Genomic DNA, 18,694 nt, shown 5'->3' with positions numbered 1-18,694 from the left:
GGATGTTTTTCTGGGGAAAGAAGGAGTATTGATTGATGAAACAGACAGCGCTCGTAACCGGAGCAAGCGGCGGAATCGGACAAAGTATAAGTGAAGTCCTCGCAAAAAACGGATATGACGTCCTTTTGCATTATCATTCTAATAAGGAAGCCGCACACAGGCTTGCGGAAAGGCTGAGCGCATCATTCGGCGTAAAAGCCTCCGCTATCCAGGCTGATCTGTCCTCACCGGATGGCGCGGAGACACTCAGCCGTTCCGTTAAGCAGCCTGTGGACGCTCTGATATTAAACAGCGGCAAAAGTCATTTCGGCCTGATTACGGACGTTACGGATGACACGGCGCGGGAGATGGTGCAGCTGCATGTGACGAGTCCGTTTCTTTTGGCGCGTAATCTGGTGCCCGGCATGATCCGGAAAAAAAGCGGGGGCATTGTCGCGATCGGTTCCGTCTGGGGAGAAACAGGTGCATCGTGCGAGGTATTATACAGCATGGTCAAAGGAGCGCAGCATTCGTTCGTCAAAGCGCTTGCCAAAGAGCTCGCTCCGAGCGGCGTCCGCGTGAATGCGGTCTCGCCGGGTGCCGTTGATACAAATATGCTTGATCAGTTCACGTCTGATGAAAAAGAAGCGTTGGCAGAGGAAATTCCCGCGGGCCGGCTGGCGAAGCCGGAGGAAATCGCCGAAGCGGCGGCCTTTTTATTATCGGACAAGGCTTCCTATATTACGGGGCATATATTATCCGTAAACGGCGGCTGGCACTGCTGAAAAAAATGTGTGTATAGTTTGCATCTGCACGGACAAAATAATTTTGTAACAACAGATGAAATGGAGGAACCCAACATGTCAGTATTAGAAAACTGGGATAATTGGAAGAATTTCCTTGGCGACAGATTGAACTATGCGCAGGAAAAAGGGATGAGTGATGAAACGATCACTGACCTCGCTACAGAAATCGGCGGTTACCTTGCGAACGAAGTCGACTCGAAAAACCATCAGGAAAAAGTGCTTGCTGATCTTTGGAGCGTTGCTTCTCAAGATGAACAGCGCGCCATCGCAAATATGATGGTGAAGCTTGTTGAAAATAACAGCACTCATTAAGAGGGGGGATTTCTCCTCTCTTTTTTTATGTTTTCCTCTATAGAGCAACATTCTTCTTTCTAATTAGAGAAAAATGTTTTATGATAAAGGAAGGTAAAAATTTGCCACAATGGAGGGGGTATATCATTTGGCAAAGCTCGAATGGTATTTTGAATATGAAATTCAAGTGAACCGCCCCGGCCTGCTCGGGGATATTTCATCTCTTCTCGGGATGCTGTCAATTAATATTGTCACAATTAACGGTGTCGACCTTTCCAGAAGGGGAATGCTGCTCAGATGCCGGCATATAGATCAAATTAAACGATTGGAATCAATTTTAAAAACAATGGAGACCATTAAAGTAACGAAGCTGAGAGAACCGAGGCTTCGCGACCGTCTTGCAGTCCGCCACGGAAGATACATTCAGCGTGATGCCGATGACAAAAAAACCTTCCGTTTTGAAAGGGACGAGCTCGGTCTTCTGGTTGACTTTATGGCCGAGCTGTTTAAAAAAGAAGGGCACAAACTGATCGGAATCCGCGGAATGCCGAGGGTCGGAAAAACGGAGTCCATCGTTGCGTCAAGCGTTTGTGCCAGCAAAAGATGGCTTTTCGTATCATCAACGCTGCTAAAACAAACGATCCGGAGCCAGCTGGTTGCCGATGAATACAGCACGGAAAACGTGTTTATCCTCGACGGCATCGTTTCGACAAGACGGGGATCTGAGCGCCATCTTCAGCTCGTCAGTGAAATTATGCGGCTTCCGGCGACAAAGGTCGTGGAGCACCCCGATATTTTTGTTCAAAATTCGGAGTATACGCTCGATGACTTCGATTATATTATCGAACTCAGAAATGATCCTGACGAAGTCATTACATATGAACATGCAGAAGAACCGCAAATGTTTGACCAGACCGGTTTTTCAAGCTTTGATTTTTAATATTGGAAGGTGTTTGTTGTGACAGAATTAGCAATCCGGCTTAAAGAAGCCAGAGAGGAAAAAGGGATGTCATTGGATGAACTCCAGGCGGCGACGAAAATTCAGAAAAGATACTTAACCGCTCTGGAAGAAGGCAATTATGACGTCATTCCCGGCAATTTTTATGTGCGGGCGTTTATCAAGCAGTACGCTGAAGCTGTCGGGCTTGATTCAGATCAGTTATTTGAAGAATATAAAAAAGACATCCCTAACACGTACCATGACGATGTGTCGGAAAAAATCTCCGGTCTCGCCATGCAAAGGGAGCTTCCTAAGTCCGCTTCAAAGGCGGCGGAATGGCTTCCGACCGTCCTTGTCGTCATCGGTGTCATTATCGTCATCGCGATCATTTATGCGATTATTCAGTTCGGAATGAGCAAATCCGGGCAGACAGACGGAGATAAGACCGTCACCCAAAGTGAGAGCAAGTATGAGATTCCTAAGGATTCTGCGCTGAAAAACGACGGCAATACAAACGACGAAGCGCAATCTGACAGCAAAAAAGACAAAAAAGACACAAAAGCGTCAGAGCAGAAAAAGAAAGAAAAAAGCAGTGAAAAGACGGAGATCAAAGCGGCCGGAACGGAAGGCTCGGCTTCTTCATACAACGTCTCCGGGGCAGATAAGTATAAGCTTGAACTGATTGCTTCTGACAGCGCGTGGATCCGCGTTCGTGATGACAGCGGCGGTTCTTTAAAAGAAGGAACGCTGCAAAAAGGCGAAACCTTTAAAAAAGACGTCACGGATCAAAAGCAGATTGAAATCCGCACGGGCTATGCCCCTAACCTGAAAATTAAAATCAACGGAGAGGTTCTGTCCTATGAACTCAATCCGCATGATGTGATGGCGCAGACCATCACAATCAAGATGAAAAAATAAAAGGGGAAAAGTCATCTGAACGATTAAGATGACTTTTTCTTCACGTCCGAGTACATATTATTGGAGGGGCTTTATGTTTAACTTACCGAATAAAATCACACTGGCAAGAATCGCTTTAATTCCTGTATTTATGATTATCATGCTTGTTCCTTTTCATTGGGGCAGCGTTCATATAGGGGATGAATCGATTCCGGTCGCGCATCTTACGGGAGCTGTTTTATTCATTATCGCATCAACGACTGACTGGGTGGATGGCTACTACGCCAGAAAACTGAACCTCGTGACAAACTTCGGGAAATTTTTAGATCCGCTGGCTGACAAACTGCTGGTGTCCGCGGCATTAATTACGCTTGTGCAATTTGACCTTGCGCCGGCGTGGATGGTCATCATCATCATCAGCCGCGAATTTGCCGTAACGGGATTAAGACTTGTGCTGGCGGGAACGGGGGAAGTTGTAGCCGCCAATATGCTGGGGAAAATTAAAACATGGGCCCAGATCATCGCTGTTGCCGCGCTTTTGCTGCATAATCTTCCGTTTGAGCTCGTTTCTTTCCCGTTCGGCGATATCGCTTTATGGGTGGCCGTGCTCTTCACAGTCATTTCCGGCTGGGATTATTTTGCGAAGAACTGGGATGCGTTAAAAACATCTAACTAAGGAAGAAGGACTTAAAGATGGAAATAGCAAAAAAAGCAGAAATCATTGCGGTCGGCTCGGAGCTTCTGCTCGGCCAGATCGCCAATACGAACGCGCAGTTTATCAGTAAAGAGCTGGCGGAAATCGGTGTAAACGTGTTTTACCATACCGCTGTCGGTGACAATCCGGAGCGGCTTAAGCAAGTCATCCGCATTGCCGAAGAGCGCTCAGATCTGATTATTTTTTCAGGCGGCCTCGGACCGACCAAGGACGATTTAACGAAAGAAACCATTGCAAACACACTGGGGCGCCCGCTCGTTCTGAATGACGAAGCGTTCCGGTCGATCGAAGAATATTTCGCGAAAACAAAACGGACCATGTCGCCGAATAACCGCAAACAGGCGCTCGTCATTGAGGGCTCGGACGTTTTGGCGAATCATTTCGGCATGGCGCCGGGAATGCTTGCAGAGCACGGCTCAAGGCTTTATATGCTGCTTCCCGGACCGCCGAGCGAGCTGCGTCCGATGTTTGAAAATGAAGCGAAGCCGCTGCTTCTTAAAAAGCTCGGTTCTAATGAGAAAATCGTTTCAACCGTGCTGCGTTTTTTCGGAATCGGTGAATCCCAGCTTGAAGCTGATTTAGAAGATATCATTGACGCGCAGACGAATCCGACGATTGCGCCGCTTGCTGCTGACGGCGAGGTCACGCTGCGTTTAACGGCGAAACATGCTGACGAAAAAGAAACAGAACGGCTTTTAAAAGAAACGGAAGCCGCCATTTTAGAACGTGTCGGTGAATTTTTCTACGGATATGATGATACGTCCCTGGTGAAGGAGCTTTCAAAAGCATGCAGACAAAACAAAATCACGATTTCTTCTGCCGAAAGCTTTACAGGCGGCCTGTTTTCAGAGTGGGTGACTGATTTAAGCGGTGCGTCTCAACTATTTGCAGGGGGCGTTGTCTGCTATTCCGACAGCGTGAAACAGCATGTGCTCGGCGTGAAAGCTGAGACGCTCGCAGAAAGCGGAGCGGTCAGCAAAGAGTGTGCGAAAGAGCTTGCAGCCGGTGTGAGAAAGCTGACCGGAAGCGATATCGGCATCAGCTTTACCGGGGTTGCGGGTCCCGACCCGCAGGAAGGGCATGCGCCGGGCCGCGTCTTTATCGGCATTTCAGCGGAAGGAAAAGAAGAGGTGCACGAATTTCACTTTGCCGGCTCAAGAACCGGAATCAGAAAGCGCGCCGCTAAATACGGCTGCCATCTCATTTTAAAAATGCTGGATCAAAAATAAAGTTTTAAAGAGCCGTTTTCTCTGATTTTTAAGTTTTATAAGGGAAATTATGCTCTTTTGCAGAAAAGCGAACGCGGAAAAAATCCGAATATGCGTTCGCTTTTTTCTTGGCAAATGTCAGTAAACAAGGTATAGTATATGTAGTGGCAAGATAAAGGAGGAAAAAATAAATGAGTGATCGTCAGGCAGCCTTAGATATGGCTCTTAAGCAAATAGAAAAACAATTCGGCAAAGGTTCCATCATGAAGCTCGGAGAAAAAACGGATACAAGAATTTCAACGGTGCCAAGCGGCTCCCTTGCACTTGATACCGCTCTCGGAATAGGCGGATACCCGCGCGGACGGATTATTGAAGTATACGGACCTGAAAGTTCAGGTAAAACGACTGTAGCGCTTCACGCAATCGCTGAGGTTCAGGAAAAAGGCGGACAGGCCGCATTTATTGATGCTGAGCATGCTCTTGATCCTGTTTACGCGCAAAAGCTCGGTGTCAATATCGAAGAGCTTCTGCTTTCTCAGCCGGATACGGGAGAGCAGGCGCTTGAGATTGCTGAAGCGCTGGTGCGAAGCGGAGCTGTTGATATCGTAGTCGTTGACTCTGTTGCGGCGCTTGTTCCAAAAGCTGAAATTGAAGGTGACATGGGTGATTCACACGTCGGTTTACAGGCGCGTCTTATGTCTCAGGCGCTCCGTAAGCTTTCCGGCGCCATCAATAAATCTAAAACAATCGCAATCTTTATTAACCAGATTCGTGAAAAAGTCGGCGTTATGTTTGGAAATCCGGAGACGACACCGGGCGGCCGCGCGCTGAAATTCTATTCTTCCGTGCGCCTTGAAGTGCGCCGTGCCGAGCAATTAAAGCAGGGTAACGACGTCATGGGGAATAAAACGAGAATTAAAGTCGTAAAAAACAAAGTCGCTCCTCCGTTCCGTACGGCTGAAGTGGACATTATGTACGGTGAAGGAATCTCCAAAGAAGGGGAAATCATCGACCTTGGAACTGAACTGGATATCGTGCAAAAAAGCGGTTCGTGGTATTCTTATGAAGAAGAACGCCTCGGTCAGGGCCGTGAAAACGCCAAGCAGTTCTTAAAAGAAAATAAAGACATCATGCTGATGATTCAGGAACAAATCCGTGAATATTACGGTTTAGACAATAACGGTGTAACGGACAAAGCGGAAGAAGTTCAGGAAGAGATGGAATTAGAAGAATAAAAACACGATCAAAAGAGCGGAGTAAGCAATTTCCGCTCTTTTTTTGTGTGTTTCAAAAAACACTGGCTGTTTCGGAAAATTTTATCTGGAATGTTACAACTTTTTTCACCCTTCACTCGTCTAACATCATGGCGAAAGTTGAAATTATATCTGAGGAGGAAAAAAGATGACGAGCCCCCGCCGCACAAGAATAAATAAAAAAAGAAAGAAGAAGCTGATGAAAACGGGAGGGCTGTTTCTTTTTCTGCTGCTTGTCACTGTTTTTATTATGATCTGGACCGTCACAGCGCATCATCGGGAGAAGGAATCCGTTAAAAACGCTCCCGCCGCTCAATCTGATACTTCAAAAGACCAGACTCAACAGAAAAAAGAAAAGACGCAAAAAGAGAAAACACCTAAATCAATCGATCACAATAAACAGATCAGCAATTACTTGCAACAGATCGGGTTCAGCGGCACAGCAATGATCGTAAAAGATGGAAAAGTTGTGCTGAAAAAAGGCTTTGGCTATGCAGACCGAAAACAAAAAATTAAAAACAATCCGGAGACATCATATTATATCGGTTCTTCACAAAAAGCGTTAATCGCGACGGCTGTCCTGCAGCTTGAAGAAAAAGGGCTGCTGCAGACGAGTGACCCCGTCAGTACATACTTGCCGAATTTTCCTAACGGCACGCGCATCACATTGAAAAACCTGCTCAATCATACGTCCGGCATAAACGGGCATATTGAGGGTCGGGGACCGATTTCTCCAATTGATTTAATCAAGGATATAGAATACCGCGGAATTAAAAGGCAGCCCGGGGTTTGGGATTACAGGGATTCCAACTATTCAGTGCTTGCTTATATCGTATCTCAGGTCAGCGGGGAGTCTTATGAACAATATATAAAAGAACACGTGTTCAAACCGGCCGGAATGAAGCATGCCGGATTTTACAAAACATTTGCTGAAGCCAAATATCCTGCCGTCGGCTACAAAGTCGATGAGAGCGGCAGTCTTGTAACGCCGCACCTTTTGGACTTATCGCAGCTTTACGGGGCGGGCGACATGTATATGAGCGCTGAAGATCTCTATAAATTTGATAAAGCGATCGTAAACGGCACGCTCCTTTCAAAAGAAAGCTTCACAAAAATGTTTACAGCAGGAAGCAGTGCCGCTTACGGGATGGGGTTTTACATTGATCCGGGCAGCTATTCCAATCACGGTGTTATGCCCGGTTACAACATTTTAAACAGTTTCAGCCATTCGGCAAGCAAATATGTCATATTACTGTCAAACATTCAGAATAACGCCAAATTAGGACAGGTAAACAATAGAATTTACCAATTGCTTAACCAGGCGGACTGACAGAGCCGTCATTCACGAAAAGCGGATGAAGGTATGGTATGATATATACATGGGCGGCGATCCGAGCTGAAGGCGAATCGTTAAGCTGGCAAGCTTGACAAGTATTTCCGACACAATTACAATGAAGTTGTAACATTTGTTTTTTTAACATGATTGTTAAACCATTTAAACTTGACAAGGGCATGAGAGACTCATTCCCTGTGAAGGTTCTGTATGTTGAGAAAATCAGACAATGTACATGCCGGCACTTATTTAAGCAAAAACCAAGTTCATAGCAAGAGGAGGTGAAAGTATGACCCCAATGACGGTTCTCATCTCCATTTTGCTGACTCTGCTCGGTTTAGTTGTTGGCTACTATGTTCGTAAAACCATTGCCGAAGCAAAGATTGCGGGCGCACGCGGTGCTGCCGAGCAAATCCTTGAAGATGCAAAGCGTGATGCTGAAGCACTGAAAAAAGAAGCTCTGCTTGAAGCAAAGGACGAAATCCATACACTTCGAATAGATGCTGAACAGGAAGTTCGTGAAAGACGAAATGAGCTTCAAAAACAAGAAAACCGTTTACTTCAAAAAGAAGAAAATCTTGACCGTAAACATGAAGGAATTGATAAACGGGAAGCGATGTTGGAGAAGAAAGATCATTCTCTGAATGAACGACAACAACATATTGAAGAGATGGAAAGCAAAGTGGATGAGATGATTCGTATGCAGCAGTCAGAACTCGAACGCATTTCGAGCCTGACACGGGATGAAGCGAAACAAATCATTCTTGACCGGGTTGAAAATGAGCTTTCACATGACATCGCCATCATGACAAAAGAAACCGAAAACCGTGCGAAAGAAGAGGCAGATAAAAAGGCGAAAAACATTCTGTCGCTTGCTTTGCAGCGCTGTGCAGCAGATCATGTTGCCGAAACGACGGTATCGGTCGTCAATCTTCCGAATGATGAGATGAAAGGACGTATCATCGGCCGTGAAGGGCGTAATATTCGTACGCTTGAAACGCTTACAGGTATTGACCTGATTATTGATGACACACCTGAAGCAGTCATTCTTTCCGGATTTGATCCGATCAGACGGGAGACGGCAAGAATCGCTCTTGATAAACTCGTTCAGGATGGCCGTATTCATCCGGCGCGAATTGAAGAAATGGTTGAAAAATCCCGCCGTGAGGTTGATGACTATATCCGGGAAATGGGTGAGCAGACGACGTTTGAAGTCGGCGTTCACGGACTTCACCCGGATCTGATCAAGATCCTCGGCCGGTTGAAATTCCGTACAAGCTACGGGCAGAACGTACTGAAACATTCTATGGAAGTTGCGTTTTTAGCCGGTTTAATGGCTTCCGAGCTTGGAGAAGATGCAAAGCTTGCCAAGCGGGCCGGTCTTCTGCATGACATCGGAAAAGCAATTGACCATGAAGTGGAAGGAAGCCACGTGGAAATCGGAGTGGAGCTTGCGACCAAATATAAAGAGCATCCAGTCGTCATTAACAGTATTGCGTCACACCATGGAGACGAAGAGCCGACTTCCATTATCGCCGTTCTGGTCGCTGCCGCTGATGCACTGTCAGCCGCAAGACCGGGCGCGAGAAGTGAAACGCTCGAAAACTATATCCGCAGACTTGAAAAGCTTGAAGAAATCTCCGAGTCTTACGAAGGTGTTGAAAAATCATTTGCGATTCAGGCCGGCCGTGAAGTTCGCATCATGGTGAAGCCGGACTCCATTAATGATTTAGAAGCCCATCGTTTGGCGCGTGATATCCGTAAACGAATTGAGGACGAGCTTGATTATCCGGGACACATTAAAGTGACCGTGATCAGAGAAACTCGAGCCGTAGAGTATGCAAAATAAAGTGATGCTTAGCGCATCACTTTATTTTTTTGAGTCCCTGAAAAGGAAGGAATGGAATGTATGAGAATTTTATTTATCGGAGATGTTGTCGGTTCCCCGGGCCGCGACATGGTAAAAGAATATGTCCCGAAACTGAAAGCGAAACATAAACCGCATTTTACAATTATTAACGGAGAAAATGCAGCACACGGAAAAGGACTGACGGAAAAGATCTACCACAGCCTGATGGAAGCGGGAGCCGACGCCATTACAATGGGAAACCATACGTGGGATAAAAGAGAGATCTTCGACTTTATTGATGATGTGCCGCATCTTGTCCGGCCGGCGAATTTCCCGGAAGGTACGCCGGGCAAAGGCATTACTTATATTAAATCGAACGGAAAAGAGCTTGCCGTCATTAATTTACAGGGGCGGACGTTTCTTCCGCCGCTTGATGATCCGTTTGCTAAAGCGGATGAATTAATAGAAGAAGCGAAAAAGCGCACACCGTACATTTTTATTGATTTTCACGCGGAAGCGACAAGCGAAAAAATTGCGATCGGCTGGTATACAGACGGAAGAGCCTCTGCCGTGGTAGGCACCCATACACACGTGCAAACGGCAGATAACCGCATTTTGCCGAAAGGAACGGCATATATTACTGATGTAGGCATGACGGGTCCGTACGACGGAATTCTCGGTATGGACAGAGAAACGGTCATCAAGCGGTTTAAAACCAATCTTCCCGTCCGGTTTACGGTGGCGGAAGGTAAAACTACGCTGAGCGGAGTGCTCATTGACATCGACGATCAAACGAAAAAGGCCGTAAATATCGAACGGATATTAATCAATGATGACCATATGTTCTTTGAATAGGTGATCATGTGTTTATTTTATAAAAATATTAAAAGGAAAAGCAGGAATATAGCAACTTCTTAGTGAATATAGTAGAAATGGAAGGTAGCCCGCTATTTTTGAAAAGCATTGTGGGGATGGCTTTTTGGATAGCAACATCTAATAATGATTGTTCTAATGAACACTCACTTATCCATTGTAAAACTAAGGGGGAGCAGAAATGGAAATCTTAAAAGTTTCAGCAAAATCAAGTCCAAATTCAGTAGCAGGCGCGCTTGCCGGCGTATTGAGGGAACGCGGAGCCGCCGAAATTCAAGCAATTGGGGCGGGTGCCTTAAACCAGGCTGTTAAAGCGGTTGCGATTGCCAGAGGCTTTGTCGCGCCAAGCGGCGTAGATTTGATTTGTATTCCGGCTTTTACAGATATACAGATTGACGGAGAAGAAAGAACGGCGATTAAGTTAATCGTCGAACCCCGTTAAAAACAAAAACATGTACATTCTCAACCTGCTTGCGTAAGGCGAGCAGGTTGTTTTTATTGCTGTCATATTTTCTCACAATATTATATTGATAGTACGAAGAGATGATAAATGGCTTTATTCATATAATATTCAAAAAAAATCCCGCCCATTTTCCCGGACGGAAGCAGTTGTTTTCCTCGAGTGGACACTGGTGTTTACCTCCTTTTTATCTCATGTTACAATCCAGTTATTACAGTGTTTTTTCGAGGAGGAGTGTACATGTTGGGAGGAAAGATGAAAGCTATCGTTAAAAATGAAAACGCTTTCGGAGCAACACTGAAAGAAATTCCCATACCTTCCATTAATGAGAATGAAGTTCTCATTAAAGTACAGGCCGCATCTATATGCGGTACAGATGTGCATATTTATAATTGGGATCAATGGGCGCAGAAACGAATCAAAACACCTCAAGTATTCGGACATGAATTCAGCGGTATCGTAGCGGAAACGGGCAAGCACGTCACAAATGTCAAAATAGGTGACTACGTTTCGGCTGAAACCCACTTCGTCTGCGGTACTTGTGTCCCGTGTTTAACAGGAAAACATCATGTGTGCACCCATACAAAGATCCTCGGCGTAGATACAGCCGGCTCCTTCGCTGAATATGTCAAAGTGCCGGCCCGAAATGTTTGGAAAAACCCCGCTGATATGGACCCCGCCGTTGCCTCTGTTCAAGAGCCGCTTGGCAACGCGGTGCATACGGTGCTGGAAAGCAGCGGGCTTGCGGGCGGTTCCGCTGCAATTATCGGCTGCGGACCGATCGGGCTGATGGCGGTGGCGGTGGCTAAAGCGGCCGGTGCATCCCGTATTGCGGCCATTGATAAAAATGATTACAGGCTGGCTCTTGCGAAGAAATTGGGAGCTGCGATCACCATTTCAGCTGACGAGGAAGATCCGCTTGAGGTGATCGACACCTTAACAGGCGGAGAAGGGATCGACCTTGTCTGCGAAATGTCAGGCCACCCGGCAGCCATAACACAAGGATTAAAGATGGCGGCCAACGGGGGGAGGTTCCACATGCTGAGTCTGCCGGAACGTCCGGTGACGGTTGACCTGACAAATGACGTGGTGTTTAAAGGACTTACCGTCCAAGGCATCACAGGCAGAAAAATGTTTGAAACATGGCGGCAGGTATCGCACCTGCTTGAATCCGGCCTTGTTGATCTGACGCCGGTGATCACGCATCAGTTTCCGCTTGAAGACTTTGAAAAAGGGTTTGACCTGATGAGAAAGGGACAGTGCGGCAAAGTCATTTTGATTCCATAAGGGGAGGGTTCTATAATGAAAGAATTTGAATTTCTAAAAGCAGAGCTTGATAAAATGAAAGAAAATAAAACGTGGCAGCAAATGAAACAAATTGAAACGAAGCAGGGTCCGTCGGTGGAAGTCAAAGGGGAAAACGTGATACAGCTTTCATCGAACAATTATCTCGGTTTGACGTCGCATCCGAGACTTGTCGAAGCGGCCAAACGCGCCGCGGAAGAATTCGGAGCGGGTACGGGGTCCGTCCGTACAATCGCCGGAACATTCACAATGCACAATGAGCTGGAGAAAAAATTGGCAACCTTTAAAAAAACAGAAGCGGCACTTGTTTTTCAATCGGGGTTCACAACGAATCAGGGCGTCTTATCAAGCATTCTTACAAAAGAAGATATCGTGATCTCTGACGAACTGAACCATGCTTCCATTATTGACGGGATCAGGCTGACAAAAGCAGATAAAAAGGTGTACCGCCATGTTGATATGGACGATTTGGAAAGGGTGCTGAAAAAATCAATGAATTACCGCATGCGCCTGATCGTCACCGACGGCGTATTCTCAATGGACGGCAACATCGCTCCTTTGCCTGACATCGTCAAACTTGCCGAGGCGTACGATGCCTTTGTGATGGTCGACGATGCGCATGCTTCCGGCGTACTCGGAAAAAACGGAAGGGGGACGGTTAATCACTTCGGGCTTGATGGAAGAGTCCACATACAGGTGGGCACATTAAGCAAAGCCATCGGAGTGCTTGGCGGTTACGCCGCAGGGCCGCAGGTTCTGATCGATTACCTGCGCCATAAAGGGCGTCCTTTCTTATTCAGCACTTCTCATCCGCCTGCAGTAACGGCCGCATGCATAGAAGCCATTGACGTCCTGCTGGAAGAGCCTGAGCATATGGAAAAGCTATGGGAGAACACGGCGTATTTCAAAGACAAACTGGTTCAAATGGGGCTGACCCTCACAAAAAGCGAAACACCGATCGTGCCGATATTAATAGGGGAGGAAGAAAAAGCCCAGGCATTATCAGACCTTTTATTGACCCGCGGCGTGTTTGCACAAAGCATCGTGTATCCGACGGTCGCCCAAGGAAAAGCGAGAATCCGCACCATTATTACGGCGGAGCATACAAAAGAGGAGCTTGACCGGGCCCTGGAAGTAATCCGTTCAGCCGCAAAAGAGCTTCAGCTTGTGTAAGGGGGAAATGATTCCCTCTTTTTTATTTCTTATTGATTCTTATTCTCAATAAGGTGTACAATAATAGGCTGGCGGTTGTGCCAAACGCTTTTAACCAGTATACTTGAGGGTGGAAGTTTCGGTTGAAAGGAGACATTCGAACATGAATGAAAAGCAAAAGCAGGAAAGCGGACAAGTGAATCCGGCGGACAAAAAATCCGAAAAGGATTACAGCAAGTATTTTGAAGCCGTATATATTCCGCCTTCTTTAAAAGATGCGAAAAAACGGGGCAAAGAATCCGTTCAATATCATAACGATTTTAAAATCTCTGAAGAATTTAAAGGCCTTGGTGAAGGCAGGAAATTTTATATCCGCACGTACGGATGCCAAATGAACGAGCATGATACGGAAGTCATGGCGGGTATTTTTATGGCGCTCGGTTATGAAGCGACAAATTCGGTTGATGACGCGAACGTTATTTTATTAAACACTTGCGCCATCCGGGAAAACGCTGAAAACAAAGTGTTCGGAGAGCTCGGCCATTTAAAGGCGCTTAAAAAAAACAACCCGGACTTGATTCTCGGCGTCTGCGGCTGCATGTCACAGGAAGAATCAGTCGTAAACCGCATCCTTAAAAAGCACCCGTTTGTCGATATGATTTTCGGCACGCACAACATTCACCGTCTGCCGGAACTGTTATCAGAGGCATATTTATCAAAAGAGATGGTCATTGAAGTGTGGTCGAAGGAAGGGGATGTCATTGAGAACCTTCCGAAAGTCCGCAACGGAAAAATTAAAGGCTGGGTCAACATTATGTACGGCTGCGACAAGTTCTGCACATACTGCATCGTACCGTATACCCGCGGAAAAGAACGAAGCCGCCGTCCTGAGGAAATTATCCAGGAAGTCAGAAGACTTGCAAGCGAAGGCTATAAAGAAATCACGCTGCTCGGTCAAAACGTGAATGCGTACGGAAAAGATTTTGAGGATATGACGTACGGTCTCGGTGATTTAATGGACGAACTGCGTAAAATTGATATTCCGAGAATCCGATTCACGACGAGTCATCCGCGTGACTTTGATGATCATCTGATCGAAGTGCTCGCCAAAGGCGGCAACCTTTTAGACCATATCCATCTTCCGGTTCAATCAGGAAGCTCAGCGATGTTAAAAATGATGGCCCGTAAATATGACCGAGAACGCTATCTGGAGCTTGTCGGAAAAATTAAAGCGGCGATGCCGAACGCTTCACTGACGACCGATATTATTGTCGGTTTTCCGAATGAAACGGATGAACAATTTGAAGAAACGCTTTCGTTATATCGCGAAGTGGAATTTGACAGCGCATATACGTTTATTTACTCTCCTCGTGAAGGCACGCCGGCAGCGAAGATGAAAGACAATGTTCCGATGAGGGTCAAGAAAGAACGTCTTCAGCGCCTTAATGATTTGGTGAAAGAAATTTCAGCCAAAAAAATGAAGGAATATGAAGGCAGGACTGTCGAAGTATTAGTTGAGGGAGAAAGCAAAAATAACCCTGACATTCTTGCCGGCTATACGGAAAAAAGCAAGCTCGTCAACTTCAAAGGGCCGAAAGACGCCATCGGCAAGATTGTACGCGTCAAAATCGAACAGGCGAAAACATGGTCGCTTGACGGTGTGATGGCAGGAGAAGCAATCGAGGTGAAATAATAATGACGCTTTACTCAAAGAAAGACATTGTACAGCAGGCTAGGAACCTTGCGAAAATGATTTCTGAAACAGAAGAAGTTGATTTTTTCAAACGCGCCGAGGCGCAGATTAACGAAAATGAAAAAGTCTCTGCGATTATTAATCAGATTAAAACCCTGCAAAAGCAAGCCGTTAACCTGAAGCACTACGAAAAGCTTGAAGCGCTGAAACAAGTGGAAAGTAAAATTGACGCCCTGCAGGAAGAGCTTGAAGGGATTCCGATCATTCAGGAATTCAGAGATTCCCAGATTGAGGTCAATGACCTTCTTCAGCTTGTCGCACATACGATCTCAAATCAGGTGACAAACGAAATTATTACATCTACCGGAGGCAACCTGCTGACGGGAGAAACCGGTTCAAAAGTAAAACATTCGAATAACAGCTGTTCTATTTAAACACGGGGCCTTCATCGGCCCGTGTTTTTTTCTGTTTGAGAACTAATTGTAATATGTACTAAATTTTCATTGTCTCAACGTTTTGTCCTATTTTTACTGGAAAGTTTTATCATACTTAAAAGTAAAGTTTCTGGGCAGGGCTGCATACAATGAAACAGAAACTTTGTATTTTTATATTTTTATTATAAAAATGCACATGAGACAAATGCCCAGCATAAGATAACACGAAGAAGAACAAGGAGGCCTGCCGGAATGTCTGAATACAGGGAAATTATTACGAAAGCGGTAGTTGCGAAAGGAAGAAAATTCACCCAATGCACCAACACGATCTCGCCTGGAGAAAAACCGTCAAGTATACTGGGCGGCTGGATTATCAACCACAAGTACGATGCCGAAAAGATCGGGAAGACTGTAGAAATTGAAGGGTATTATGATATAAACGTCTGGTACTCTTACGCCGATAATACAAAAACGGAAGTTGTAACCGAGAGAGTAAAGTATGTCGATGTGATTAAACTCAGATACAGAGATACAAATTACTTAGATGACGAACACGAAGTCATTGCCAAAGTGCTGCAGCAGCCGAATTGTCTTGAAGTCACCATTTCTCCTAACGGAAATAAAATCGTGGTTCAGGCAGAGAGGGAATTTTTAGCAGAAGTGGTCGGTGAAACGAAAGTCGTCGTCGAAGTCAATCCTGACTGGGAAGAAGACGATGATGATGATTGGGAAGACGATCTTGACGAAGAATTAGAGGACATTAACCCTGAATTTTTAGTCGGAGATCCTGAAGAATAAGTTGAGGCTAGGGGAGTTTAACACCCCGAGTCTCTTTTTTATATATAAAGATATCACTCTTTTGTTTATGTTATAATGGGATTCGGATAAGAGAAGATACATAGTGAGGGATTAAATGATGGCTAGTTACACGCCTATGATACAGCAATACTTGAAGATAAAGGCAGAGCACCAAGATGCCTTTTTATTTTTTCGGCTTGGTGACTTTTATGAAATGTTTTTTGAAGATGCAAAAAAAGCGTCGCAAGAGCTTGAAATTACACTGACAAGCAGAGACGGAGGTTCGGCTGATAAAATTCCGATGTGCGGCGTGCCGTATCATTCCGCGGCGGCTTATATTGAACAGCTGATTAAAAAGGGCTATAAAGTGGCGATCTGTGAGCAGACGGAAGATCCGAAGGCGGCTAAAGGCGTTGTAAAAAGAGAAGTCGTCCAGCTGATCACCCCGGGAACCGTGATGGATGGAAAAGGCATCCATGAGTCGGAAAACAACTTTATCGCTTCCGTTTCCGAATTTCGTAACGGATACGGTCTCGCTTTATCAGACTTAACGACCGGAGAAAACCTGGCCGTATTTATTGAGCGGATTGAAGATGTCATGTCAGAAATTTACTCAGTCGGCGCAAAGGAAATTGTCGTATCAAGCAAGTTTAACGAACATACGGCTGCTCAGCTGAAAGAACGGTGCGGCGCAACGATTTCTATCGAAGACGGGGAAATAACAGAACGCATTGAAATCGCAAAGCACTTGCCGGGCGAAGAGCTGACAGAGACGTTTATGCGTTTATATACGTATTTGCAGAAAACGCAAAAACGGAGCCTGGATCATCTGCAGCCGGTTCAAGTATATGAATTGGAAGAAGCGATGAAAATTGACCTGTATTCAAAACGGAATCTTGAGCTGACGGAAACGATCCGTTCGAAAAGCAAAAAAGGGTCATTGCTTTGGCTTTTAGACGAGACGAAAACAGCAATGGGCGGCCGGCTTCTCAAACAATGGATTGACCGCCCGCTGATCAGGGCATCCCAAATCGAAGAACGCCAGGAAATGGTCGAGACGCTGATCAATCATCTGTTTGAGCGTGAAGATCTGCGCGAGCGCCTGAAGGAAGTATACGATTTAGAACGTCTGGCGGGCAGGGTCGCATTCGGAAACGTCAACGCAAGAGATTTAATCCAGCTGAAAGAATCTTTAAAACAAGTGCCGAGCATTAAAGAGCTTGTAGGATCTCTTAACCATAAAAAAGCAAAAGAACGCGCCGGCTTGATTGATCCGTGCGGGGATTTGCTTGACCTGTTAGAAGAAGCCCTTCATGAAAACCCGCCGTTATCGTTAAAAGAAGGCAACTTAATTAAAGACGGCTATCATCAGAAGCTCGATGAGTACCGTGACGCCAGCAAAAACGGTAAAGACTGGATTGCCAGATTGGAGCAGCAGGAACGCGCTTATACGGGCATCCGTTCATTAAAGGTCGGTTTCAATAAAGTGTTCGGCTATTATATTGAAGTCACAAAAGCAAACCTTCATCTGCTTGAGGACGGGCGGTATGAGCGGAAGCAGACCCTCACAAACGCCGAACGGTACATTACGCCGGAATTGAAGGAAAAAGAAGCGCTTATTTTAGAAGCGGAAAACAACATCTGCGAGCTGGAATATGAGCTTTTTGCCGGTCTTCGTGAAAAGGTGAAACAATTTATTCCGCGTCTGCAGCGTCTTGCCAAACAAATGAGTGAGCTGGATGCGCTGCAATGCTTTGCTACGATCAGTGAAAACAGGCATTACACAAAGCCCGTCTTTTCTGATAATGAAGTAAAAGTCATTGAAGGGAGACACCCCGTCGTTGAAAAGGTGATGGACAGTCAAGAATACGTGCCGAACAACTGCCTGATGGGTGATTCGCGGGAAATGCTCCTGATTACGGGTCCGAATATGTCAGGTAAAAGCACGTACATGAGACAGATCGCACTTCTATCGATCATGGCCCAAATCGGCTGTTTTGTGCCCGCAAAAGAAGCGGTTCTGCCGATTTTTGATCAAATCTTCACGAGAATCGGGGCAGCGGATGATTTGATTTCCGGACAAAGCACCTTTATGGTGGAAATGCTGGAAGCGAAAAACGCAATTGTGAACGCCACAAAAGACAGCCTGATCCTGTTTGATGAAATCGGCCGCGGGACATCAACGTACGACGGAATGGCGCTGGCACAGGCGATTATTGAATATGTTCATGATCATATCGGCGCTAAAACACTGTTCAGCACGCATTATCATGAGCTGACGGTGCTTGAAGATAAGCTTCCTCAGCTGAAAAACGTTCATGTGCGCGCAGAGGAATATAACGGAACGGTCGTGTTTCTCCATCAAATCAAAGAAGGAGCCGCAGATAAAAGTTACGGCATTCATGTCGCCCAGCTTGCGGAGCTCCCGGACGATCTGATCAGCCGCGCGCAGGAGATTTTGAAACAGCTTGAGCAGACGGGAGATAAACCGGAGCTTCCGGCGGCACCTGAGAAAAAGCCCGCCGTCAAAGAAGAACCGGCACAGCTGTCCTTTTTTGCTGACGGTGAAAAAGAACAGAAGGCACCGGCGGTTTCTAATAAAGAAAAACAAGTGCTTGAAGCTTTTAAGTCAATCAATATTCTCGATATGACGCCGCTTGAGGCGATGAATGAAATGTACAAGCTGCAAAAAAAATTAAAATAGAAAG

The 18,694-nt window shown here is 45.9% G+C and carries 17 protein-coding genes; all 17 read left to right on the top strand.

Annotation, left to right across the window (positions count from 1 at the left end; translation table 11 throughout):
- Positions 1-35: 35 nt before the first annotated feature.
- Positions 36-764: an elongation factor P 5-aminopentanone reductase gene (gene ymfI / locus C5I45_RS11065; RefSeq protein WP_025851235.1), complete on the top strand. Its 729-nt coding sequence runs from the start codon at positions 36-38 to the stop codon at positions 762-764.
- A 75-nt stretch (positions 765-839) separates the two neighbouring features.
- The gene (locus C5I45_RS11060) at positions 840-1,097 is read left to right on the top strand and encodes a DUF3243 domain-containing protein (RefSeq protein ID WP_024085305.1); all 258 of its coding nucleotides are present in this window, start codon (positions 840-842) and stop codon (positions 1,095-1,097) included.
- Between the two features lie 127 nt (positions 1,098-1,224).
- A complete protein-coding gene (locus C5I45_RS11055) occupies positions 1,225-2,016 on the top strand; it encodes a DUF3388 domain-containing protein (protein WP_003154149.1) in 792 nt (263 codons plus the stop codon).
- Between the two features lie 18 nt (positions 2,017-2,034).
- Entirely contained in the window at positions 2,035-2,934 is a 900-nt protein-coding gene (locus C5I45_RS11050) for a helix-turn-helix domain-containing protein (protein ID WP_014305022.1), read from the top strand.
- Positions 2,935-3,007: 73 nt separating this feature from the next.
- The gene (pgsA, locus tag C5I45_RS11045) at positions 3,008-3,589 is read left to right on the top strand and encodes a CDP-diacylglycerol--glycerol-3-phosphate 3-phosphatidyltransferase (RefSeq protein WP_003154147.1); all 582 of its coding nucleotides are present in this window, start codon (positions 3,008-3,010) and stop codon (positions 3,587-3,589) included.
- Between the two features lie 17 nt (positions 3,590-3,606).
- Complete coding sequence (locus C5I45_RS11040) at positions 3,607-4,857, top strand: competence/damage-inducible protein A (protein WP_043867100.1); 1,251 nt, start codon at positions 3,607-3,609, stop codon at positions 4,855-4,857.
- A gap of 170 nt (positions 4,858-5,027) precedes the next feature.
- Positions 5,028-6,071 (top strand): recombinase RecA, encoded by a 1,044-nt coding sequence (gene recA, locus C5I45_RS11035; RefSeq protein WP_003154145.1) that lies wholly within the window; start codon positions 5,028-5,030, stop codon positions 6,069-6,071.
- 166 nt (positions 6,072-6,237) lie between these two features.
- On the top strand, positions 6,238-7,419 hold the full coding sequence (locus tag C5I45_RS11030; protein ID WP_003154142.1) for a serine hydrolase domain-containing protein: 1,182 nt from the start codon (positions 6,238-6,240) through the stop codon (positions 7,417-7,419).
- Between the two features lie 292 nt (positions 7,420-7,711).
- Positions 7,712-9,271, top strand: a complete 1,560-nt coding sequence (gene rny, locus C5I45_RS11025) for a ribonuclease Y (protein ID WP_003154140.1) — start codon at positions 7,712-7,714, stop codon at positions 9,269-9,271.
- 60 nt (positions 9,272-9,331) lie between these two features.
- Positions 9,332-10,126, top strand: a complete 795-nt coding sequence (locus C5I45_RS11020; protein ID WP_003154137.1) for a TIGR00282 family metallophosphoesterase — start codon at positions 9,332-9,334, stop codon at positions 10,124-10,126.
- A 199-nt stretch (positions 10,127-10,325) separates the two neighbouring features.
- Positions 10,326-10,586, top strand: a complete 261-nt coding sequence (gene spoVS / locus C5I45_RS11015) for a stage V sporulation protein SpoVS (RefSeq protein WP_003154135.1) — start codon at positions 10,326-10,328, stop codon at positions 10,584-10,586.
- A 258-nt stretch (positions 10,587-10,844) separates the two neighbouring features.
- On the top strand, positions 10,845-11,891 hold the full coding sequence (tdh, locus tag C5I45_RS11010; RefSeq protein WP_024085310.1) for an L-threonine 3-dehydrogenase: 1,047 nt from the start codon (positions 10,845-10,847) through the stop codon (positions 11,889-11,891).
- Between the two features lie 12 nt (positions 11,892-11,903).
- Complete coding sequence (locus C5I45_RS11005) at positions 11,904-13,082, top strand: glycine C-acetyltransferase (protein ID WP_095324086.1); 1,179 nt, start codon at positions 11,904-11,906, stop codon at positions 13,080-13,082.
- A gap of 142 nt (positions 13,083-13,224) precedes the next feature.
- Positions 13,225-14,754 (top strand): tRNA (N6-isopentenyl adenosine(37)-C2)-methylthiotransferase MiaB, encoded by a 1,530-nt coding sequence (gene miaB / locus C5I45_RS11000; protein ID WP_003154116.1) that lies wholly within the window; start codon positions 13,225-13,227, stop codon positions 14,752-14,754.
- 2 nt (positions 14,755-14,756) lie between these two features.
- Positions 14,757-15,188 (top strand): regulatory iron-sulfur-containing complex subunit RicA, encoded by a 432-nt coding sequence (locus tag C5I45_RS10995; RefSeq protein ID WP_003154113.1) that lies wholly within the window; start codon positions 14,757-14,759, stop codon positions 15,186-15,188.
- 252 nt (positions 15,189-15,440) lie between these two features.
- Positions 15,441-15,986 (top strand): outer spore coat protein CotE, encoded by a 546-nt coding sequence (cotE, locus tag C5I45_RS10990; RefSeq protein ID WP_003154111.1) that lies wholly within the window; start codon positions 15,441-15,443, stop codon positions 15,984-15,986.
- A 118-nt stretch (positions 15,987-16,104) separates the two neighbouring features.
- Complete coding sequence (gene mutS, locus C5I45_RS10985; RefSeq protein WP_003154108.1) at positions 16,105-18,690, top strand: DNA mismatch repair protein MutS; 2,586 nt, start codon at positions 16,105-16,107, stop codon at positions 18,688-18,690.
- Positions 18,691-18,694: the final 4 nt, after the last annotated feature.

It is taken from the genome of Bacillus sp. ZY-1-1 (genome assembly GCF_003047165.1).
Classification (GTDB): domain Bacteria; phylum Bacillota; class Bacilli; order Bacillales; family Bacillaceae; genus Bacillus; species Bacillus velezensis.
The sequence above is the reverse complement of the archived record's forward strand: the minus strand, read 5'-3'. Positions and strand labels throughout refer to the sequence as shown.